Annotated in this window: 21 protein-coding genes; 13 read left to right on the forward strand and 8 right to left on the reverse strand. The window is 70.5% G+C overall.

All coding sequences use genetic code 11. From position 1 onward, the window contains the following. Positions 1-417 precede the first annotated feature (417 nt). Positions 418-1140: a FadR/GntR family transcriptional regulator gene (locus UG56_RS05075; RefSeq protein ID WP_045548743.1), complete on the forward strand. Its 723-nt coding sequence runs from the start codon at positions 418-420 to the stop codon at positions 1138-1140. Further along, a complete protein-coding gene (locus tag UG56_RS05080) occupies positions 1137-1796 on the forward strand; it encodes a cache domain-containing protein (RefSeq protein ID WP_052693529.1) in 660 nt (219 codons plus the stop codon). Before UG56_RS05075 ends, UG56_RS05080 begins: the two co-directional genes overlap by 4 nt. Here UG56_RS05080 and UG56_RS05085 read toward each other — a convergent pair. After that, positions 1793-3265: an MFS transporter gene (locus tag UG56_RS05085; protein ID WP_045548732.1), complete on the reverse strand. Its 1473-nt coding sequence runs from the start codon at positions 3263-3265 to the stop codon at positions 1793-1795. The two genes, UG56_RS05080 and UG56_RS05085, sit on opposite strands and share 4 nt — an antisense overlap. A gap of 62 nt (positions 3266-3327) precedes the next feature. Between UG56_RS05085 and UG56_RS05090 the strand changes: the two genes are divergently transcribed. The 4 genes from UG56_RS05090 (at position 3328) to UG56_RS05105 (ending at position 7751) form a co-directional block, all read left to right on the forward strand. Next, a complete protein-coding gene (locus UG56_RS05090) occupies positions 3328-3741 on the forward strand; it encodes a DUF3151 domain-containing protein (RefSeq protein WP_045548733.1) in 414 nt (137 codons plus the stop codon). Between the two features lie 45 nt (positions 3742-3786). Then, positions 3787-5289 (forward strand): lysine--tRNA ligase, encoded by a 1503-nt coding sequence (lysS, locus tag UG56_RS05095; protein ID WP_045548734.1) that lies wholly within the window; start codon positions 3787-3789, stop codon positions 5287-5289. A 30-nt stretch (positions 5290-5319) separates the two neighbouring features. Further along, the gene (locus UG56_RS05100) at positions 5320-6300 is read left to right on the forward strand and encodes a helix-turn-helix transcriptional regulator (protein ID WP_045548735.1); all 981 of its coding nucleotides are present in this window, start codon (positions 5320-5322) and stop codon (positions 6298-6300) included. 167 nt (positions 6301-6467) lie between these two features. Further along, positions 6468-7751 carry an adenylosuccinate synthase gene (locus tag UG56_RS05105; protein WP_045548736.1) on the forward strand — a complete coding sequence of 428 codons (1284 nt, stop codon included), beginning with the start codon at positions 6468-6470 and terminating at the stop codon, positions 7749-7751. Positions 7752-7790: 39 nt separating this feature from the next. Here UG56_RS05105 and UG56_RS05110 read toward each other — a convergent pair whose 3' ends face one another. The 3 genes from UG56_RS05110 to UG56_RS05120 form a co-directional block, all read right to left on the reverse strand. Next, on the reverse strand, positions 7791-8081 hold the full coding sequence (locus UG56_RS05110) for a hypothetical protein (RefSeq protein WP_045548737.1): 291 nt from the start codon (positions 8079-8081) through the stop codon (positions 7791-7793). 22 nt (positions 8082-8103) lie between these two features. Further along, positions 8104-9390 carry a phosphoribosylamine--glycine ligase gene (purD, locus tag UG56_RS05115; RefSeq protein WP_045548738.1) on the reverse strand — a complete coding sequence of 429 codons (1287 nt, stop codon included), beginning with the start codon at positions 9388-9390 and terminating at the stop codon, positions 8104-8106. Between the two features lie 77 nt (positions 9391-9467). Next, positions 9468-10682 carry a DUF4032 domain-containing protein gene (locus UG56_RS05120; RefSeq protein WP_045548739.1) on the reverse strand — a complete coding sequence of 405 codons (1215 nt, stop codon included), beginning with the start codon at positions 10680-10682 and terminating at the stop codon, positions 9468-9470. Between the two features lie 39 nt (positions 10683-10721). On the opposite strand from UG56_RS05120, the gene purB reads away from it, so the two are divergent. From purB to UG56_RS05145, 5 genes are read left to right on the forward strand one after another with little or no spacing between them, the layout of a single operon-like run. Then, positions 10722-12152: an adenylosuccinate lyase gene (gene purB, locus UG56_RS05125; protein ID WP_045548740.1), complete on the forward strand. Its 1431-nt coding sequence runs from the start codon at positions 10722-10724 to the stop codon at positions 12150-12152. A 54-nt stretch (positions 12153-12206) separates the two neighbouring features. Further along, positions 12207-12773, forward strand: a complete 567-nt coding sequence (locus tag UG56_RS05130; protein WP_045548741.1) for an RNA polymerase sigma factor — start codon at positions 12207-12209, stop codon at positions 12771-12773. After that, positions 12770-13894, forward strand: a complete 1125-nt coding sequence (locus UG56_RS05135; protein WP_071326881.1) for an LCP family protein — start codon at positions 12770-12772, stop codon at positions 13892-13894. Before UG56_RS05130 ends, UG56_RS05135 begins: the two co-directional genes overlap by 4 nt. Before the next feature lie 30 nt (positions 13895-13924). Continuing rightward, positions 13925-14332 carry an NUDIX hydrolase gene (locus UG56_RS05140; RefSeq protein WP_052694236.1) on the forward strand — a complete coding sequence of 136 codons (408 nt, stop codon included), beginning with the start codon at positions 13925-13927 and terminating at the stop codon, positions 14330-14332. A 40-nt stretch (positions 14333-14372) separates the two neighbouring features. Then, entirely contained in the window at positions 14373-15272 is a 900-nt protein-coding gene (locus UG56_RS05145; protein ID WP_045551904.1) for an oxygenase MpaB family protein, read from the forward strand. A gap of 8 nt (positions 15273-15280) precedes the next feature. Here the strand turns inward: UG56_RS05145 and UG56_RS05150 are convergent, their stop codons facing one another. After that, positions 15281-15598 (reverse strand): antibiotic biosynthesis monooxygenase family protein, encoded by a 318-nt coding sequence (locus UG56_RS05150; RefSeq protein ID WP_045551905.1) that lies wholly within the window; start codon positions 15596-15598, stop codon positions 15281-15283. A 58-nt stretch (positions 15599-15656) separates the two neighbouring features. Between UG56_RS05150 and UG56_RS05155 the strand changes: the two genes are divergently transcribed. After that, positions 15657-16232, forward strand: coding sequence for an antibiotic biosynthesis monooxygenase (locus UG56_RS05155; protein WP_256206446.1), 576 nt, complete (start codon positions 15657-15659; stop codon positions 16230-16232). On the opposite strand, the gene UG56_RS05160 is transcribed toward UG56_RS05155, so the two are convergent. Next, entirely contained in the window at positions 16229-16561 is a 333-nt protein-coding gene (locus UG56_RS05160) for an ArsR/SmtB family transcription factor (RefSeq protein ID WP_045551907.1), read from the reverse strand. The two genes, UG56_RS05155 and UG56_RS05160, sit on opposite strands and share 4 nt — an antisense overlap. An 85-nt stretch (positions 16562-16646) precedes the next feature. Between UG56_RS05160 and UG56_RS05165 the strand changes: the two genes are divergently transcribed. Continuing rightward, positions 16647-17855 (forward strand): MFS transporter, encoded by a 1209-nt coding sequence (locus UG56_RS05165; RefSeq protein WP_071326882.1) that lies wholly within the window; start codon positions 16647-16649, stop codon positions 17853-17855. Positions 17856-17871: 16 nt separating this feature from the next. On the opposite strand, the gene UG56_RS05170 is transcribed toward UG56_RS05165, so the two are convergent. Together UG56_RS05170 and UG56_RS05175 are read right to left on the reverse strand one after the other, a co-directional pair. Continuing rightward, a complete protein-coding gene (locus UG56_RS05170; protein WP_045549157.1) occupies positions 17872-18471 on the reverse strand; it encodes a nucleoside deaminase in 600 nt (199 codons plus the stop codon). Next, on the reverse strand, positions 18471-19067 hold the full coding sequence (locus UG56_RS05175) for a hypothetical protein (RefSeq protein ID WP_045549156.1): 597 nt from the start codon (positions 19065-19067) through the stop codon (positions 18471-18473). Before UG56_RS05175 ends, UG56_RS05170 begins: the two co-directional genes overlap by 1 nt. Positions 19068-19093: the final 26 nt, after the last annotated feature.

Here is a 19093-nt window from a genome sequence, read left to right on the forward strand (position 1 = left end):
GAGAAACAGGGCGGGGAGAGCCGAGAGGCTCTCCCCGCCCTTGTTGCATGCGGAGACGGTGGTGCGCCGGCCCGGACGTTCACCGAGGTACCTCGGTCGGCAGTCGCTCACTTCGGTGAACTCCACGAAGTCGGTGCGCACTCACCGAGGTATCTCGGCCGGCATCCACGCCGCCACCTGCCCAAAACCAAGGAGTCGGATGCCCAGCGCCCCCCACAAGCCCTGGACATCCGACGATCTTGGGTGACCGACACCAAGTCTGCGTCAGTCGTGGGCTCAGGTTATGCATAGAAACGCCCATGGATCCAGATGGTTAAGACGAAATTCATGAAGTTCTGTGCGGATTCGAACAGAATCGAACAGATCTGAGGCCCCGAATCATCTGGATCCATACATTAGGATTTCGGCGTGCGTGTGATGACCTCCCGAGCCCGCGCGGCCATCTTCGCCCCGATCGGCGACGAGGGCCGGGCGGCGCGCGTCGAGAACCGGCTCGCCGAGGCGATCCGTTCCGGCGTACTCGCTCACGGGGAGCGGCTCCCCAGCGAGCCCGAGCTCGCGCAGATGCTCGGAGTCGCGACGGTCACCGCGCGAGAGGCGCTGGTCGCGCTGCGCGCCAAGGGTCTGGTGGTGACGACCCGGGGGCGTGGCGGTGGCTCGTTCGTGCGCGCCCCGAAGAGCGTCGACCTCGTCGAGGAGCGGCTCGCCGCGATGTCGCGGATCGAGCTGCGCGACCGGGCCACCGTCTACCTCGTGGTGCTCACCGGGTGTGCGGAGATCGCGGCGGAGCGTACGGACCCCGACGAGGTCGAGGACCTGCGCGACCTGCTGATCCCGCTCAACGTCAGCGACGTGGCCCGCTGGCGCAGCGCCGACAGCGAGCTCTACCTGTCGGTGGCGGCGCTGACCCAGTCGGCCCGGATGACCCGTGAGGTGGTGCGCCAGGAGGCCGACTTCGGCGCGCTGCTCCGGATCCCGCTCGACGAGCCGGGCTTCCGGGAGGCGACCGCGACCCGCCACCAGGAGCTTGTCGAAGCCCTCGCAGCGGGGGATGCTGTCAGGGCACGGGAGAGCGTACGCGAGCATGTCGCTCACTCCCTTGAACGCTTGGCCGAGATCCATGAGGCGGTGCGACGATGACCAGGACGATGACTCCCATCGACTGTGTGGCTCAGGTCGAGCAGCATTTCGGGCCGATCGTGGCCGAGCTGGAGCGCGTACGCAGCGAGGTGGCCGCTCTCTTCGAGGCCGGGCCGGTCACCACCACCTCCCTGCGGGAGCGGCTCGAACCCGGCTCCCTGGAGTTCCTGCGCAACCCCAACCTCGTCGGTGGCGGGTTCGTCGTCGCGCCGGGCGTGCTCAGCGACCGTCGGCTCTACCTCGTCTGGTGGCAGGGGGAGGAGCGGGACTTCCTGGGCGACGCGGACGCGCCGGCGACCGGTGAGGCGATCGACTACACCCGCCAGCCCTGGTATCGCACCCCGGAGCGTACGGGGGAGCTGACCCTCGTCGGCCCGTACGTCGACTTCGTCTGCACCGACGAGTACGTCATGACCACGACGATGCCGGTCTACGCCGGCGGCCGCATGGTCGGCGTCGCCGGGGCCGACACCCTGGTCGAGACGCTCGAGACGATGCTCCTGCCCGGCCTGCGCGAGGCCGGCGCGACGCTGGTCAACGGCCACGGCAAGGCGATCGTCTCGGCCGACCCGCAGCTGGCCACGGGTGCTCCGCTCACCACGGCCCGCGACATGATCCCGTGCCGGGGTCTGCCGCTCTCGGTCGCGCTCTCCTAGGCTGTCGGCTTCATCATGTGTCGCGGGGTGGTGAAGAAGAGCACCGCCACGAAGCCCACCGCCAGCGCGATCGCCGGCAGCAGCGTCGCCTCGGCCATCGCCTGGGAGAACCGCTCGGCGATCTGCGCCGGCATCTGACCACCGGCGTTGCCGGCGCTCTCCGCGCTCGCGTCCAGCCCGTTGGCGCTGATGCGGGCGTCCATGAGCACCGCGATCGCGGCCGAGCCGACCACCGAACCGACCGTCCGGGTGGCGTTGTAGACGCCCGCCCCTGCTCCGGCGTGGTGCGGTGGCAGGTTGCGGGTGGCGGCCGCCGCCAGCGGCGCCCACACGAACGCCATCCCGAGCCCGAGCAGCCCCATCGGGAGGAGGATCTCCCACACGGCCGAGCCGGGGGTCATCGGCCGGGTGACCCAGAAGATCGCGGCGGCGCAGCAGAGGAAGCCGAAGCTGGTGAGCCAGCGGGGATGGACCTTGTCGTTGATCCGGCCGACCACCGGCGCGAGCACGAGCGAGACCGCCGCCATCGGGACGAACAGGAGGGAGGCCTCGAGCGCGTCGTAGCCACGGACGATCTGGGCGTAGAGCATCAGCGGGAAGCCCATCGTCGTGGCCGCCATGCCCATGCAGGTGATCGCGATGTTGGCGACCGAGAAGTTGCGGTCGCCGAAGAGGCCCAGCGGAAGCAGCGGCTCCTGCTTGTTGCGCGCCTCCCACAGCACGAACAGACCGAGCACGACCACGCCTCCGACGACCAGCGCCCAGACCACCGCGTCCCAGTCGCGCTGCTCGCCGTCCTGCAGGCCGAAGACCAGGCCGAACATGCCGATCCCGCTGAGCGCGACACCCAGCCAGTCGAAGACGTGCGGGTGGGTCGGCAGCAGCGGCACCAGCCGCCAGTTGAGGACGAGCGCCAGCACGCCGACGGGGATGTTGATGAAGAAGATCCACTCCCAGCCGCCGAGGTCGACCAGCACACCGCCGAGGATCGGACCGACCAGCGTCGCGATGCCGGCCGTGGCGCCCCACAGCGCCATCGCCGCGCCGCGGCGGTCGGCCGGGAAGATCCGGGTGATCACCGCCATCGTCTGCGGCGTCATCATCGACGCACCGACACCCTGCACCGCACGCGCGGCGATCAGCATCGCGATGTTGTCGGAGAGCCCGCACCACAGCGACGCGAGCGTGAAGATCGCCAGGCCGCCGAGATAGAGCCACTTCGGCCCGAACCGGTCACCGAGACGCCCCATGATCAGCACCGGGACGGCATAGGTCAGCAGATAGGCGCTGGTCACCCACAGCACGTCGTTGGTGCTCGCCTCGAGGTCCCTCATGATGTCCGGGGTCGCGACGGTCACGATCGTCATGTCGACGAGGATCATGAAGAAGCCGATGCACAGCGCGCCCAGGCTGCGCCACGGATGTTCCACGGTGTCGCCCGGCGTCGCCGACGTCGTCGTTTCGGTCATGTGCACAGTCAACACCCGACCACCGACATTTGGTGGCGGAGTACGCGGGCACAATGGTGGGCATGACCCACCAGGACCTGATGGCCGGCCCGCCGCCGACCCACCTCCCCGCCGACCCCGCGACCGACGAGCTGTCCGCCGGCACCGAGCCCGCCGAGGTCGTACGCCGCCACCCGGCCTCGCCCGCGGCCTGGGCCGCGCTCGCCACGGCAGCCAAGGAGTCCGGCGCCGAGGACGTGACCGTCTACGCCTACGCCCGCGTCGGCTACCACCGCTCGCTCGACATGCTGCGCCGCAACGGCTGGAAGGGTCACGGTCCGGTGCCGTGGGAGCACGAGCCCAACCGTGGCTTCCTGACCAGCCTCGCCCTCCTCGCCGAGCAGGCCAAGGCGATTGGCGAGACCGACGAGTGGGAGCGCTGCAGCGAGTTCCTGCGCGACAGCAGCCCGACGGCGTACGACACGCTTCTCGGCTGAACTACCGAATCGCGTCGGACCAGCGATTTCGCCTAGCCTTGCCCTGTGACTGAGCAGACCACCAACGCCCCCGAACCGGACCTCAACGAGCAGATGCTGGTCCGGCGCGAGAAGCGCGAGCGCCTGCTGGCCGCCGGGAAGAAGGCGTACGCCATCGGCGTCGGCCGCACCCACACGCTCGCCGAGGTGCGCGAGGCCTACGAGGACAAGCTCGAGGCCGGCGAGGAGACCCAGGACGTGGTCACCGTCGCCGGCCGGGTCATGTTCGTCCGCAACACCGGAAAGCTGGCGTTCGCGACGCTCCAGGAGGGCATCGGCACCCGGCTCCAGGTGATGCTCTCGCTCGCCGAGGTGGGCGAGGAGGCGCTCGCGGACTGGAAGAGCCTGGTCGACCTCGGCGACCACGTCGCCGTCACCGGCCGGGTGATCTCCTCCCGGCGCGGCGAGCTCTCCATCATGGCCTCGAGCTGGGAGATGGCCTCCAAGGCGCTGCGGCCGCTGCCGGTGCTCCACAAGGACCTCTCCGAGGAGGCCCGGGTGCGCCAGCGCTACGCCGACCTGGTCGTGCGCCAGGAGGCGCGCGACATGGTGCGTACGCGCGCGAAGATCACCCAGGCGATCCGCCGCCGTCTGGAGGACGACGGCTATCTCGAGGTCGAGACGCCGGTCCTGCAGCTCATCCACGGTGGCGCCCACGCGCGACCGTTCAACACCCACATGAACGCGTTCGACCAGCCGATGAGCCTGCGGATCGCGCTCGAGCTCAACCTCAAGAAGGCCGTTGTCGGCGGTGTCGACAAGGTCTACGAGATCGGCCGGATCTTCCGCAACGAGGGCGTCGACTCCACGCACAGCCCCGAGTTCACGATGATCGAGGCCTACCAGGCCTACGGCGACCAGTTCACCATCGCCGAGGAGATGCGGCAGATGTACCTCGCTGCCGCCGACGCGGTCGGCTCGCGCCAGATCGAGACCGAGGCCGGTGTCATCGACCTCGACGGCGAGTGGACCTGGCTGCCGGTCTACGAGGGCGTCTCCGAGGCCGTGGGTGTCGAGGTCACCCCCGACACCGACGTCGACACGCTCAAGGCCCTGGCCGACAAGCACGACGTCGAGCTCGACCCGGCCTGGGACGCCGGCAAGATCGTCATGGAGCTGTGCGGCGAGCTGGTGGAGCCCCACCTGCTCCAGCCGACCTTCCTGTGCGACTTCCCGGCGATCGCCCAGCCGCTGGCGCGGATCAACGACGAGGAGCCCGGCAAGGTGCTCGCCTGGGACCTGATCATCGGCGGTGTCGAGCGCGGCACCGGGTTCACCGAGCTGATCGACCCGGTCGTGCAGCGCGAGGTGCTCACCCAGCAGTCGCTCCTGGCGGCCGGTGGTGACCCCGAGGCGATGCAGCTCGACGAGGACTTCCTGCGGGCGCTGGAGTACGGCGCCCCGCCGATGGGTGGTCTCGGCCTCGGCCTGGACCGGGCGATCATGCTCTTCACCGGGGCCGGGATCCGCGAGACGATCCTCTTCCCGCTGCTCAAGCCGGAGGCCTGATCTGCCATACCTGGCACTAGAGTTCCAGGTATGGAGAACGGCCGGTCGGAGACGTTGATGACCGCGCTGGGGTTCGACCCCGGCGCGGCGCAGCTCTACAGCCGTCTCCTCCCGCTCACCGGGTGGCCGTGCGCGGCGGTCGCGGCGACGCTGTCCGCCTCCGAGGGCGAGCTGAAGGAGGAGGCCGCGCCCCTGATCGAGAGCGGAGTCATCAGCTGCGGCGAGACGTTGACCGTGCTCAGCCCGACAGCGGTGGTCGCCCACATGCTGGAGCGGGCCGCGACCAGGGCCCAGGACGCCCACGACCACCTGCTCAAGATCTCCCAGTCGGTGCCGTACGTCGCCGGCACCGCCGCACGGCTCCCGACGACGATCGGCGAGGAGCATCCGATCGACGGCGAGGTGATCGCGACCGAGTTCACGCCGGAGACCTTCGAGCGCCTGGTCTCGGCCACCTCGGGCGACATGATGTGGCTGCGCCCGGCGGTGACCGTGCATCCCTCGGAGATGCGGTTCATCTCGGTCATCGAGGCCGCGACGAAGTCGGGTCGCCGGTGCCGCGGCATCTATCCGGTGGCGGCCCTGAAGCACTCGCCCGACGTGCTGCGGATGCGGGTCGAGATCGGTGAGGACATCCGGATCCTGCCGCATGTCGCCACTCACCTGATGGTCGTCGGCAGCACGCACGCGATGTTCCCCGACCCGCTCGGCCTGGTGGAGCAGCCGCTGGTCAACGTACGCCAGCGGGGCGTCGTCGAGGTGGTCACCTGCTACTTCGAGGAGCTGTGGCACCGGGCCCTCCCGGCGGCCGAGCTGGAGGAGCTGCCGAGCGCCGAGCGCCGTCTGCTGCTCGTCGAGCTGGCCAGCGGGGCCCAGGACGAGCAGATCGCCCGGAGGCTGGGTGTCTCGCTGCGTACGGTCCGGCGGCGGGTCGCCGAGCTGCTCGAGGAGCTCGGCGCGAGCTCGCGGTTCGAGGCGGGTGTCGAGGCCGCGCGGCGCGGCTGGCTGTGACGTACGGCCAGGGATTTGCTAGCGTGTGGTCGCAAGAGCCCTGGTCTTGCCAGGGTTTTTCGCATTTTTCGATGGGTCCAGCGATGGATCGTCACACACTAGATAATGGTGCGTCGAGCAGCCGGGCATCGCCCGGAGGGACTCCGTCCGGAGCGAAGGAGCAACACATGCCCGCGATCACGATCATCGGCGCCCAGTGGGGCGACGAAGGCAAGGGCAAGGCGACCGACCTTCTCGGTGAGCACGTCGACTACGTCGTGAAGTTCAACGGCGGCAACAACGCTGGTCACACCGTCGTGATCGGCAAGGAGAAGTACGCCCTCCACCTGCTGCCCAGCGGCATCCTGACCCCCGGCGTGACGCCGGTGATCGGCAACGGCGTCGTCGTCGACCTCGCGGTCCTCTTCGAGGAGCTGACCGCCCTGGAGGAGCGCGGCGTCGACGTCTCGAAGCTGAAGCTGTCGGCCAGCGCGCACGTCATCGCCGACTACAACCGCCAGCTCGACAAGGTCACCGAGCGCTTCCTCGGCTCGCGCAAGATCGGCACCACCGGCCGCGGGATCGGGCCGACCTACGCCGACAAGGTCAACCGCATCGGCATCCGCGTCCAGGACCTCTTCGACGAGTCGATCCTGCGCGGCAAGGTCGAGGGTGCGCTCGAGCTGAAGAACCAGCTCCTCTCGAAGGTCTACAACCGGCGCGGCTTCACCGTCGAGGCGATCGTCGACGACCTGCTGTCCTACGCCGACCGGATCGCCCCGATGGTCTGCGACACCGGGCTGCTGCTCCACCAGGCGCTCGACCGGGACGAGACCGTCCTGCTCGAGGGCGGCCAGGCGACGCTGCTCGACGTCGACCACGGCACCTACCCGTTCGTGACCTCCTCCAACGCCACCTCGGGTGGTGCCTGCACCGGCTCCGGGATCCCGCCGACGCGGATCGACCGGGTGGTCGGGATCGTGAAGGCCTACACCACGCGCGTGGGCGAGGGGCCGTTCCCGACCGAGCTCTTCGACGAGTCCGGCGCCTACCTGGCCCAGAACGGGCACGAGTTCGGCACCACCACCGGCCGGCCGCGCCGCTGCGGCTGGTACGACGCCGTCATCGCCCGCTACGCCGCCCGCGTCAACGGTGTCACCGACTTCGTCCTCACCAAGCTCGACGTCCTTGGCGGCCTCGACGAGATCCCGGTCTGCGTGGCCTACGACGTCGACGGCGTCCGCCACGACGAGATGCCCGTCAACCAGTCCGACTTCCACCACGCCAAGCCGATCTACGAGACGCTTCCGGGCTGGAAGGAAGACATCTCGGGTGCCCGGTCGTTCAGCGACCTCCCCGCCAACGCCCAGGCCTACGTGAAGTTCGTCGAGGAGATCTCCGGCGCCCCCATGTCGGTCATCGGCGTCGGCCCGGCCCGGGACGAGACGGTCATCATCAATTCCCTGACCTGAGGTCGTGAAGCTGGGAGTGGCCCGTGGCCACTCCCAGCCTCACGGCTGCGCGCTGGGACGACGGATGGTGACCCGCCTGGCCTTCAGGTCGACCCCGTGAGGCGGGTCGTCACCGTCGGGCGAGGGGATCACGTGACCGATGTTGTCCTGCTCCTTGAGCTCGCGTGCGGCGCGGGCGTTGCCGGGGTCGAAGACGTCGATGAAGTTGCCGAGGCCGTCGCCGAGCCCGGAGGAGACGCCGCGGCGCGAGGAGCGCAGGGCCTTGTTGCAGGCCGCGATCATCAGGCCGAGCACGACGACGACGGCGATCCCGAACACGACCCAGGTCATGCTCGGGAGCGTACGCCGATGCTCAAAGCAGCGAGGCGCCCTCGACGACACCGAGCGGCTCGGCCGCGATGTCGGAGCGTCGCTGCAGACCGTCGAAACTGATCAGGTCGGCGGCAGCGTACGCCCGGGAGCGCGCGTCGTCGATGTCGTAGCCCTTCGCCCGGACCGCCAGGACACGGCCGCCCGCGGTGACCAGGTGGCGGTGGTCCGGCTCCTCCGGCGTGGAGGCGTCGACGATCGCCGTGCCCGCGTGGATCACGTCCACGTCGTTGATCGAGTTGGCGTTGCCGACGCCGGTGATGACATCGCCCTTGGAGGAGGACTCCGGGTAGCCGGCCGAGGCCAGCACGACCGTCACCGAGGCGCCGTCGGAGAAGACCGGCTCCTCGACGGTGTCCAGCGCGCCGGTGGCCGCCGCGAACAGCAGGTCGCCGAGCGAGGACTCCAGCAGCGCGAGCACGGGCTGGGAGTCGGGGTCGCCGAAGCGGCAGTTGAACTCGATCACCTTCGGGCCCTTGGCGGTCAGCGAGAGACCGACGTAGAGGCACCCGACGAACGGGGCGCCGCGCTTCTCCATCTCGGCCAGGGTCGGCCGGACGACGGTCTCGAGCACGACCTCGGCGAGGTCCGGCTGCGCCCACGGCAGCGGCGAGTAGGCACCCATCCCGCCGGTGTTGCCACCCTTACCGCCGTCGAAGATCCGCTTGAAGTCCTGGGCCGGCTGCAGCGCGTAGGCGCGGGAACCGTCGCAGATCGCGAACAGCGAGACCTCGGGGCCGTCGAGGAACTCCTCGATGACGACCCGCTCGCACGCGGCCGCGTGCGCCAGCGCCTCGTCGCGGTCGCGCGTCACGACGACGCCCTTGCCGGCGGCGAGGGCATCGTCCTTGACGACGTATGGAGCGCCGAACTCGTCCAGCGCGGCGGCCGCCTCCTCGGGCGTGGTCGCCACGCGCGAGCCCGCGGTCGGCACGCCGGCCGCGGACATCACGTCCTTGGAGAACGCCTTCGAGCCCTCGAGCTGCGCGGCCGCCTGCGACGGCCCGAAGACCGCGATGCCGGCGTCACGGACCGCGTCGGCGACCCCGGCCACCAGCGGCGCCTCCGGTCCGACGATCACGAGGTCGACGCCCAGCTCGCCCGCCAGGGAGGCGATCTCGGGGCCGGACATGATGTCCACGTCCCGGAGCGTCGCGAACTCCGCGATCCCGGGGTTGCCGGGCGCGGCGTACACCTCGTTCCCCTCCTGGGAGAGCTTCAGAGCGAGCGCGTGCTCACGACCACCGGTGCCAACGACAAGGATCCTCACGGGGCCACCTTATGCTGCGCCGAGTTTGTGAACCTGAGCGTGGTCCATAGGTCACCCTCGGCTTCACAACCCGGCGGTCAGTCCTCCGGCGGTGGGGTCACCGCCTCGTCGGGGCGGTGGGCGATGACGTCCTCGTAGTAGGACTCGGCGGCGTTGATGAGCTTGACCCACTCGCCGGCGAACTGGGAGAGCACCCAGCGGTGCTCGAGGATCTCGTGGAACATCTGCGCCGGGGTGAGCTTGGCGGCCGCGCCGGGCGGGCGCATGGCGACGATGGGTTCATAGATCTCGCGCAGCCAGCGGCTCGCGGCGACCTCGATCGGCTGGTCGCCGAGCTCGCGGGTGGCGCGGTAGGCGGAGATGTCGTTGAGGATCCGCCGGGCCTGGGCGTCCTGGACGTCGAGCCCGGTCAGCGTACGCAGCTCGCGACGGTGGTGGCCGAGCTCGACCACCCGCGGGCGCAGCGCCACCGTGTCTCCGTCCTCGCTGGTGGTGATGTCGAGCTCCTCGACGTCGAAGCCGAGGTCGTGGAGGCGCTCGATGCGCTGCTCGATGTGCCACATCTCCTCGGCCGAGAAGACCTGCTCCTCGGTGAGCTCGCGCCACAGCGCTTTGTAGCGGTCCTGCAGCCGCTCGACGATCGCGTCGATCGGGAAGGCCTCCGGCAGCGACTCGCTCGCCTGCAGGTCGAGGAGCTCGCCGTAGATGTTCTGGTAGGCGACCTCGAGGTCGTACTCGCGCAGCCGGTCGGAGAGCTCCGCCTTCAGCTCTCCGGTCTCGGCATCGACCAGGTAGGCGGCGAACCCGGCCGCGTCGCGGACGAAGAGGACGTTCGACAAGGACACGTCGCCCCAGTAGAAGCCGGCCAGGTGGAGGCGTACGAGCAGCACGACGAGGGCGTCGATCAGGCTGGGCAGCCGGTCGGCGGCCAGGCCCCGCTCGAACAGCGCCCGGTAGGGGAGCGAGTAGGTGAGGTGGTCGGTCATCAGCGCGGCGTTGAGGTCGTTGCCGTCGCGGTCCTTGCGGCCGGTGACGACGCTCTTGGCGACCACGGTCGGCAGGCCGAGTCGCTGCAGCTCGCGCAGCATGTTGTACTCGCGCCGGGCGATGTCGGCCTGGGTCTCCTTGACGGCGTAGATGTTGCCGCGCACGCGCACGATGCGTACGACGTGGCGGCTCAGACCGCGCGCCAACGGCACCACGACGTCGTCGGGCCACTCCTCCAGGGGGAGCGCCCAGGGCAAGGTGTAGAGGGCCGGATCGGGCCGGCTGGCGAGCATCCGCAGGGCCATACCGCCACGTTAGTGGGGTGGGGCATCGGACATGGGAGAATGTCCACCGTGACTGTGGTGCCCAACGTTCTCGCCAACCGCTATGCCGCTGCCGACCTCGCCGGGATCTGGAGTCCCGAGCACAAGATCGTGCTGGAGCGCCAGCTCTGGATCGCGGTGCTCAAGGCTCAGAAGGATCTCGGCATCGACCTCCCCGACGGGGTCGTGGAGGCGTACGAGAAGGTCGTCGAGGACGTCGACCTCGACTCGATCGCGGCCCGGGAGCGGGTGACCCGTCACGACGTGAAGGCGCGGATCGAGGAGTTCGCCGCGCTCGCCGGTCACGAGCACATCCACAAGGGCATGACCTCGCGCGACCTGACGGAGAACGTCGAGCAGCTCCAGGTCCTCTCCAGCCTGAAGGTGATCCGCGACCGTGCCGTCGCGACCCTGGCCCGCCTGGCACGCCTTGCGACCGAGCACGAGACCACCGTCATGGCCGGCCGTTCGCACAACGTGGCGGCTCAGGCGACGACGCTCGGCAAGCGGTTCGCGACCGTCGCCGACGAGATGCTGGTCGGGCTCCAGCGGGTCGAGGAGCTCATCGCCCGCTACCCGCTGCGCGGGATCAAGGGCCCGATGGGCACCGCGCAGGACATGCTCGACCTGCTCGACGGCGACGCCGACAAGCTGGCCCAGCTCGAGGAGCGGGTCGCGGCCCACCTCGGCTTCGAGAACGTCTTCACGAGTGTCGGCCAGGTCTACCCGCGCTCCCTCGACTTCGACGCGGTCTCGGCGCTGGTCCAGCTGGTCTCCGGCCCCTCCAACCTCTCGACCACGATCCGGCTGATGGCCGGCAACGAGCTGGTCACCGAGGGCTTCAAGGAGGGCCAGGTCGGCTCCAGCGCGATGCCCCACAAGATGAACTCGCGCTCCACCGAGCGGGTCAACGGCCTCTCGGTCGTGCTGCGCGGCTACCTCTCGATGATCTCCGAGCTGGCCGGCGACCAGTGGAACGAGGGCGACGTCTCCGACTCGGTCGTGCGCCGGGTCGCGCTCCCGGACGCCTTCTTCGCCGCCGACGGCCTCTTCCAGACCTTCCTGACCGTGCTCGACGAGTTCGGCGCCTTCCCGGCCGTGATCCAGCGTGAGCTCGACCGCTACCTGCCGTTCCTGGCCACCACCAAGGTCCTGATGGCCGCCGTCCGCAACGGCGTCGGTCGCGAGGAGGCCCACGAGGCGATCAAGGAGGCCGCCGTCGGCACCGCGCTGTCGATGCGCAAGGGACAGGCCGAGAACGACGTCTTCGCCAAGCTCGGCGCCGACCCCCGCCTCGGCCTGACCGAGGAGCAGATCCAGTCGCTCGTGGCCGAGCCGATCGAGTTCACCGGTGCCGCGGTCGCGCAGGTCCAGGAGGTCGTACGCCGCGTGGAGGCCGTCACCGCCGCGCACCCGGAGGCTGCTGCCTACGTGCCCGGCGAGATCCTCTGAGGATCTGACCGAACCGGCGTGTGACGCTCGGTGCCGAGCCGGACATGGAGGGGCGTGACACGTCTCGCCGATCCGTCCACGGCGCGCTTCCGCGCGCTCTACGACGCCAACTTCCAGGCCGTGCTCGGCTACGCGCTGCGGAGGGTCGAGCAGCCGGCCGACGCCGCGGACGTGGTCAGCGAGACGTTCCTGGTCGCCTGGCGGCGGCTCGATGAGGCTCCGGCCGGCGACTACCGGCCGTGGCTGTTCGGGATCGCCCGCAACGTACTCCTCAACCAGCACCGTTCCACCCGGCGCCGGGCGCGCCTGGGGGAGCGGCTGCGGGCGTTCCTGGGCGGCGCCGACGTACCCGACCCGGCCGCGGGCGTCGCCGAACAGGATCGGGTACGCCGAGCCCTGGCCACCCTCTCCGCGGCCGACCGGGAGCTGCTGACCCTGATCGCCTGGGACGACCTGACGCCGAGCGAGGCGGCCGAGGTGCTCGGGATCGCGGCCGGCACCGCACGGATGCGGCTGGCCCGGGCTCGGGCCAGATTCGCGCAGGCCCTGGGTGACGCCGCCCCGGTGGCGGGACATGTGCGTGGTGTACCCCACCACTTCGCGACCGAGGAGGGCCGATGACCGACGATCTGTTCCGGCTGCGCGCGAGCAACCCGCTCGCCCGGGAGGATCTCGACGGGCTGGTGCCGGCCTCGGAGCGCGCCGAGCTCCTCGAGGAGATCCTCATGTCCGCACCCGTCTTGGACCGTACGGAGCAGCGGCCGCGCCGCGCACGGCGCTGGGTCGCCGTCATCGGCGCCGTCGCGGCCGTCGCCGTGCTCGCGGTCGCCGTTCCGCTCGCGCTGAGCCGGGACGACGCGCCCACACTCGCGGCCGCGGGCAGCGGCAAGCCGGTCGACATCCTCGTGCTCGGCTCCGACGGCCGCGCCTGCGACGGATGCGAGGTCGGCGGGGAGCGTGGCGACGCCCGCGCGGACACCACGATCCTGGTGCATCTCGCGGCCGACCGCGGCTCGGCATACGCCATCAGCATCCCGCGCGACCTGATCGTCCCCCCTCCGGCCTGCGGGCAGCGCCAGGGCACCCGGCAGCAGCGGTGGAACGCGGCCTACGTCGAGGGCGGCGGGGCCTGTGTCGCCGAGCAGCTGGAGTCGGTCACCGGCGAGCTGTGCGAGGAGTGCCGGGTGACGGTGGACCACGTGGTGGAGCTGGACTTCGCCACCATCCCGGCCGTCGTCGACGCGCTCGGCGGGGTCGACGTCTGCCTCCCCCAGAAGGTCGCAGATCCTTACACGGGCGCGAGGTTCCACCAGGGCTCTCAGACCCTCGACGGGCAGCAAGCGCTCGACTACGTACGCCTTCGCCACGGTCTCGGCGACGGCGGCGATCTGGACCGGATCACCCGGCAGCAGGCGTTCCTCGCCTCGATGACCGGCAAGATCCTGGCGGGGGGCACGCTCGCGGACGTCGCCAAGGTGCGGGCGATCCTGGAAGCGGCCGGTTCGGGACTGAAGACCGACCTGGATCTGCGTACGCTCGCTGAGCTCGCCGCGGGCCTGGACGGGATCGGGCGGAACGACGTCACCCTGATGACGGCGCCGGCGGAGACCGACCCGCAGGACCTCAATGCCCTGCTGCTCGACGAGACTGCGGCCGCCGATCTCTTCGAGGCGGTCGCGAACGACGCCCCGGCGCCGCCCCCGAGCAAGCCCGGCGACTCGAGGCACGCCGGCGTCTGCTGAGCTCCGCGGGCCGCGTGAGAGGCTTCGCGTGTGTCCGAGCCCAACGTCATCACCGTCGCGGCAGTCGTCTTCCGGGACGACGCGGGGCGGATGCTCACGGTCCGCAAGAACGGCACCGCGAGCTTCATGCTGCCCGGCGGGAAGCTGGAGCCGGGGGAGTCGGCCGCGGACGCGGCCGTGCGCGAGGTCGCGGAGGAGCTCGGCGTACGTCTCCTGGTCGAGGAGCTCACGCTGCTCGGTGAGTTCGAGGCGGATGCCGCCAACGAGCCGGGACACCTGGTGCGCTCGACGGTCTTCACCTGGGCCGGGAAGGTGACGCCCGACGCGGCCGCCGAGATCGCGGAGCTGCGCTGGGCGAGCCTCACCGAGATCACCGACGGAGCGGACTTCGCGCCGCTGACCAGGGAGTACGTCGTCCCGGCCCTTCAGCCCGCCTGAACCCCGGCGACGGGTCACCGCACGGTGGCAGACTGTCGACATGTCCGGGTACTTCGCCGCCGACTCGATGGTCGTGCGTGCGATGCGTCAGCGGGTGGTCGGCCTCACCTGGGGACAGCGGGCGCTGATCATCGGCGGTCTGCACCCGCGGCTCTTCGTCGGCACCGCCCAGCACACCGCCCATCGGGCGACGCCCTACACCCGGCTCGCGCTGACCGCCCGGCTGATGGAGACGGTCTTCCTCGGCACCAAGGACGAGGCGGACAGGGCGCTCGCGTTCACGGCGAAGAGGCACGTGCCCGTCGACGGGACGATGGAGGTCGACGGAGGCCCGGCCCATCCCGCGGGCTCGCACTACTCGGCCACCGATCCCGGCCTGATGTGGTGGACGGCGGCGTTCGCGCTCGACTCGGTCGAGTTCATGTACGACGCCCTGGTCCGCCCGCTCCGCCCTCATGAGCGCGAGGAGCTCTTCGACGGGTTCGTGACCTGGGCGGGTCTCTTCGGCATGCCGGCCGACGCCGCGCCGGCGTCCTATCCCGACTTCCGCCGCCGCTTCGACGCCTGGCTCTCCTCGGACGATCCCTACCTCGTCGACGAGGCCCGCCTGGTCGGACGCCACATCGCGGGCTCCGCGGGCTACCACCTGCCCGGTGGAGCCCCGACCTCCGAGACACTTCGGACCGTCGTCCAGGGCAGCCTCCCGCCGGTCGTCCGCGAGCACTACGACATCCCGTGGTCAGCCGCGGCCGAGACGAGATGGCGGGCCGTACGCACCGCCAGCCGCCTCGTCCACGGCCGCCTCTCGCTCCTCGGACCCACGCCGCTGCTGCGGGGGAGGAGCGAGCACTTCTACGCGTTCGTCCAGCGGGGTGAGCAGTCCTTGGTGCGCCGGGGCGGGGTCAGCATCCCCGGCGTCTCCGACGTCACGTCGGCCTGAGGACGGCGTCAGGCAGGCTTGACGTCCAGCACGACCTCGAACTCCAGCAGGTCGGCACCGGTCGAGACCGGCTTGCGCGGCGCCTCGCCCGGCGGGGTCGCGTGCGCGGCCCGGGCGTCACCGTCGCGCCAGGCAGCGAAGGACTCCTCCGAGTCCCAGTGGGTGACGACGAAGTAGCGGTCCTCGCCGGCGACCGGGCGCAGGAGCTGGAAGCCGAGGAAGCCCGGCGAGTTCTCGACGGCCCCGGCTCGCGCCGCGAACCGCTTCTCGAGCTCGGCGCCTGCCTCGGCCGGAACCTGGATTGCATTGATCTTCACCACAGACATGCCGCAAACCTATGCGAGGGCTGGGGACGCGGCGTACGTGCCTGCGACGATGGACGGCATGTCCGATCCGGTAACCGTGACCATCGCCCGCCGAGTCTCCGTGGAGCGTCGCGACGAGATGGTCGCCTGGATGCAGGCGGGGATCCGGCTGGCCAGTGAGTTCCCCGGATTCCTGGGGGCGGGCTGGGTGCGGCCGGCACCGGACTCCGACCAGTGGCACCTGCTCTACCGGTTCGACTCCCACGAGACCCTCGGGCGCTGGGACAACAGCCGCCAGCGCGGCTGGTGGCTGGGTGCGGGCGAGCCGTTCGTGGAGGAGACCCGGATCGAGCGGCGCACCGGGATCGAGGGCTGGTTCGACCCGCCGAGCACCTATGACGTCGAGCAGGTCTCGGGGGTCGCGACGGCTCCGCCGAGGTGGAAGCAGACGATCACGATCTTCCTGATGTTCTACCCGGTCAGCCTGCTCGCCAACTGGCTGATCGGGCCGTTCGTCGCCGACTGGGTGCTGCCGCTGAAGGTGCTGGGCGTGATGGCCGTGACGCTGCCGTTCATGACCTACTTCGGGCTGCCATGGATCACCCGCAACATGGAGTGGTTCCTGCACGGCCGCCCGGCGCCCTGGCGTCGCTAGGCCTTCGGCTTGGGGTCGTCCGCGGAGAGGACGGCGTCGAGCAGACCCGGGAACCGAGCGTCGAGATCCTCGCGACGCAGCGAGAGACGCCGCGCGCGGCCGTTGGCCTCGTTGCGGACCACCCCGGCCGTACGCAGCACCTTCATCAGGTGCGACTTCGTCGACTTCGGCACGTCCGGGTTGCTCAGGTGGCACTCCGCCATGTCGAGGGGTCCGTCGACCAGCTGGCGGGCGATCGCCAGGCGCTCGGGGTCGCTGAGCGCGAAGAGCACCGTCGTCAGCGAGAGCTCCGACCGCTCAGGATGCGGAAGGTCCGGGGAAGAACTCATGGTTCGATAATAGTTGCACAGTCGTCGGAATGCACGTACGCTCCTTGAAAGGTTCGAAATAATTCGAACAATGGATGGAGTGGTGATGTCGGCAGAAGCAGTGAGCAGTACGACGACGGACGCCGTCGTCGGGCGACGACTCGGCGCGGCGGTGGCCCTCGCGGCGGTCGTGCTGATGATGGCCGGGGCCAGCGCCCCGTCCCCGTTCTATCCCGACCTCCAGGTCGGACTCGGGCTCCAGCCCTGGGTGATGACGGCGGTCTTCGCGGTCTATGCCGTGGCGCTGCTGGTCACCCTGCTCGTGGGTGGCTCGGTCTCCGACCATGTCGGCCGACGCCCGGTGGTGACCGTCGGGTTCCTTCTCCTCGCGGGCAGCTTCGCGCTCTTCCAGGGTGCTGACAGTGCCGCCGTGCTCTTCGACGCGCGGATCCTGCAGGGGGTCGCGAGCGGGTTGCTGCTCTCGACCCTGTCGGCCGCCATGGCCGACTTCGAGCGGCCGTCACGGCCCGGATCGGCGGCCGTGACCAACGCGGTCGCGCCGATGGTCGGCCTGGCGGTCGGTGGGGTCGTCGCCGGCGTGGCCCTGGAGGCGGCCGGCGACGCGCGGGCCATCGTGTTCGACACCCTCGTGGTCCTGTCCCTCCTGCTCGCGGCCGGTGTCTGGCTCGCTCCGGAGACCGCGCCCCGCCACGAGGGCCTGCTCGCCTCGCTGCGTCCGCGGATCGCGGTGCCGCCGGCCATCCGGGGCCTGCTCGCCCGCAGCGCCCCGGCGATCTTCGCCGGCTGGGCCACGGGTGGTCTGTTCCTCTCCCTCGGGGCCGCGATCGTACGCACCGAGCTGGGCGCCACCAGCCACATCGTCCAGGGGCTGGCGATCGGGGCCCTCGCCGGCTCCGGCGCGCTGGCGGCGTACGCGTTCCGGAACCGCTCGGCGCGCGCGACGACGCTCTACGGCACGTCCGCGCTGGCCGGTGGCACCGTGCTCAGCCTGCTCGCGCTGCTGGCCGGCTCGGCGACCGCCTACCTCGTCGCCGTGATCGTCGTCGGGACCGGCTTCGGCACCGCGTTCTTCGGGATCCTGCGCACGATCGTGCCGATGCTTCCGGCCCATGAGCGGGCGGAGGTCTTCGCGGTGATCTTCATCGTGTCCTACCTGGCCTTCGGTGTCCCTGCCGTCATCGCCGGGCTGGTGACGCCGCAGGTCGGTCTCACGACCACGACCTACGCCTACGGTGCCGTCGTCGTGGTGCTCTCCGCCGCGGCCGGGCTGCTGCGCTGGCGCAGCAACGACTGAGCGGCTCGGCGGCCGGTCAGGGGTGGGCGATCGCGCCGCCGCCCTTCCGCTCCTGGTACGCCGCCGAGAGCTCGTCGTAGGTCCGGCTGATCCGGGCGAGCTGCTCGGGGTCGGCGAGCGGGGCGAGGGCGGTGCTGGTGAAGTAGTCGTTGGTGCGGTTGTAGAGGTCGCGCGCCGGGTCGGCCTCGTCGCGGTCGGGATCGGGGACGGCGTAGACGCCCTTGAGGATCGCCAGGTCGTACGGGATCGCGAAGGAGTCGGCCGAGTCCTGGTGGCTGAAGAGATAGGCGAACTCGGGGAACCCCGACCAGGCCACCCCCGACAGGCACAGCGAGCACGGCTCGTGGGTCGCCAGCAGCAGGCAGTCGGCCGGCGCCGGCCGGTCCTCCGCCGGCAGCTCGAAGAAGCGCTTGATGGCATGGATCTCGCCGTGCCACAGCGGGTTCTCGGTCTCGTTGTTGGTCTCGGCCACCACGACCGACAGGTCCGCGCGACGCAGGATCGCGGCGCCGAAGATCTTGTTGCCGGCGGCCACTCCGGCACGGGTCAGCGGGACGATCTCCTGCTCGATCACGTCCAGCAGGCGGCGTACGTCCGCCTCGTCGGTCAGGTCCATCAGACCAGGGCCTCGCCGCCGTGGGTGGCGAGCTTGCGGGCGACCTCGGCGAGGTCGGCGCGCCAGATCTCCTCGGGGCCGGGAGGCAGGATGTCGTCCCAGTCGGGCGAGAAGCTGCCGCGGACGGAGAGCAGGTCCTTCGGGCGGGCCAGGAACCACATGTGCAGGTGCTCGGCGCCGTCGCCGATGCGCATGGCGTGGCAGCGGGCGATGTTGGGCAGGCTCTCGATGATCCGGACGAGCCGCACGGTGAGGACCCCGAACTCGGCCGCCTGGTGCTCGTCGAGATCGGGCAGGTCGTAGTGCTCCAGCGGCTCGAGGATCAGCACCACCGGCAGCCCGGACTGCTTCAGGTGCTTGACCCGCCAGCTCTCGTCCTGCCAGATCACGTCGGGCCGGTCGGTGGCGCACAGGTTGCAGTCGACGCCGTCCTCGCCGTTGCGAGGCTCCTCGGGGGCGGGCGGGGCGAGCGGCTTGGGGGCGATCTCCCCGTCACGGACGACCCACGGGAAGACGTCCCACTCGGTCACGCTCGGCGCGGGCAGGTCACCGCCGGCCTGGACGCGGGCATAGATCTGATCTGCTGTCTCGGCCATGGCCCGAACGATGCCACAGTGGGCGG

Source organism: Nocardioides luteus, assembly GCF_000960475.2.
Taxonomy (GTDB): Bacteria; Actinomycetota; Actinomycetes; order Propionibacteriales; family Nocardioidaceae; genus Nocardioides; species Nocardioides luteus_A.

What these genes read in the sequence shown, in the direction of transcription:
- UG56_RS05110 (WP_045548737.1), bottom strand. Translation starts at nt 8,081, where the DNA reads ATGACCTGGGTCGTGTTCGGGATCGCCGTCGTCGTCGTGCTCGGCCTG.
- UG56_RS05175 (WP_045549156.1), bottom strand. Translation starts at nt 19,067, where the DNA reads ATGGCCGAGACAGCAGATCAGATCTATGCCCGCGTCCAGGCCGGCGGT.
- UG56_RS05085 (WP_045548732.1), bottom strand. Translation starts at nt 3,265, where the DNA reads ATGACCGAAACGACGACGTCGGCGACGCCGGGCGACACCGTGGAACAT.
- UG56_RS05145 (WP_045551904.1), top strand. Translation starts at nt 14,373, where the DNA reads ATGTCCGGGTACTTCGCCGCCGACTCGATGGTCGTGCGTGCGATGCGT.
- UG56_RS05080 (WP_052693529.1), top strand. Translation starts at nt 1,137, where the DNA reads ATGACCAGGACGATGACTCCCATCGACTGTGTGGCTCAGGTCGAGCAG.
- UG56_RS05105 (WP_045548736.1), top strand. Translation starts at nt 6,468, where the DNA reads ATGCCCGCGATCACGATCATCGGCGCCCAGTGGGGCGACGAAGGCAAG.
- UG56_RS05150 (WP_045551905.1), bottom strand. Translation starts at nt 15,598, where the DNA reads ATGTCTGTGGTGAAGATCAATGCAATCCAGGTTCCGGCCGAGGCAGGC.
- UG56_RS05135 (WP_071326881.1), top strand. Translation starts at nt 12,770, where the DNA reads ATGACCGACGATCTGTTCCGGCTGCGCGCGAGCAACCCGCTCGCCCGG.
- purB (WP_045548740.1), top strand. Translation starts at nt 10,722, where the DNA reads ATGTCCACCGTGACTGTGGTGCCCAACGTTCTCGCCAACCGCTATGCC.
- UG56_RS05160 (WP_045551907.1), bottom strand. Translation starts at nt 16,561, where the DNA reads ATGAGTTCTTCCCCGGACCTTCCGCATCCTGAGCGGTCGGAGCTCTCG.
- UG56_RS05170 (WP_045549157.1), bottom strand. Translation starts at nt 18,471, where the DNA reads ATGGACCTGACCGACGAGGCGGACGTACGCCGCCTGCTGGACGTGATC.
- UG56_RS05155 (WP_256206446.1), top strand. Translation starts at nt 15,657, where the DNA reads ATGTCCGATCCGGTAACCGTGACCATCGCCCGCCGAGTCTCCGTGGAG.
- UG56_RS05090 (WP_045548733.1), top strand. Translation starts at nt 3,328, where the DNA reads ATGACCCACCAGGACCTGATGGCCGGCCCGCCGCCGACCCACCTCCCC.
- UG56_RS05075 (WP_045548743.1), top strand. Translation starts at nt 418, where the DNA reads ATGACCTCCCGAGCCCGCGCGGCCATCTTCGCCCCGATCGGCGACGAG.
- UG56_RS05120 (WP_045548739.1), bottom strand. Translation starts at nt 10,682, where the DNA reads ATGGCCCTGCGGATGCTCGCCAGCCGGCCCGATCCGGCCCTCTACACC.
- UG56_RS05100 (WP_045548735.1), top strand. Translation starts at nt 5,320, where the DNA reads ATGGAGAACGGCCGGTCGGAGACGTTGATGACCGCGCTGGGGTTCGAC.
- UG56_RS05165 (WP_071326882.1), top strand. Translation starts at nt 16,647, where the DNA reads ATGTCGGCAGAAGCAGTGAGCAGTACGACGACGGACGCCGTCGTCGGG.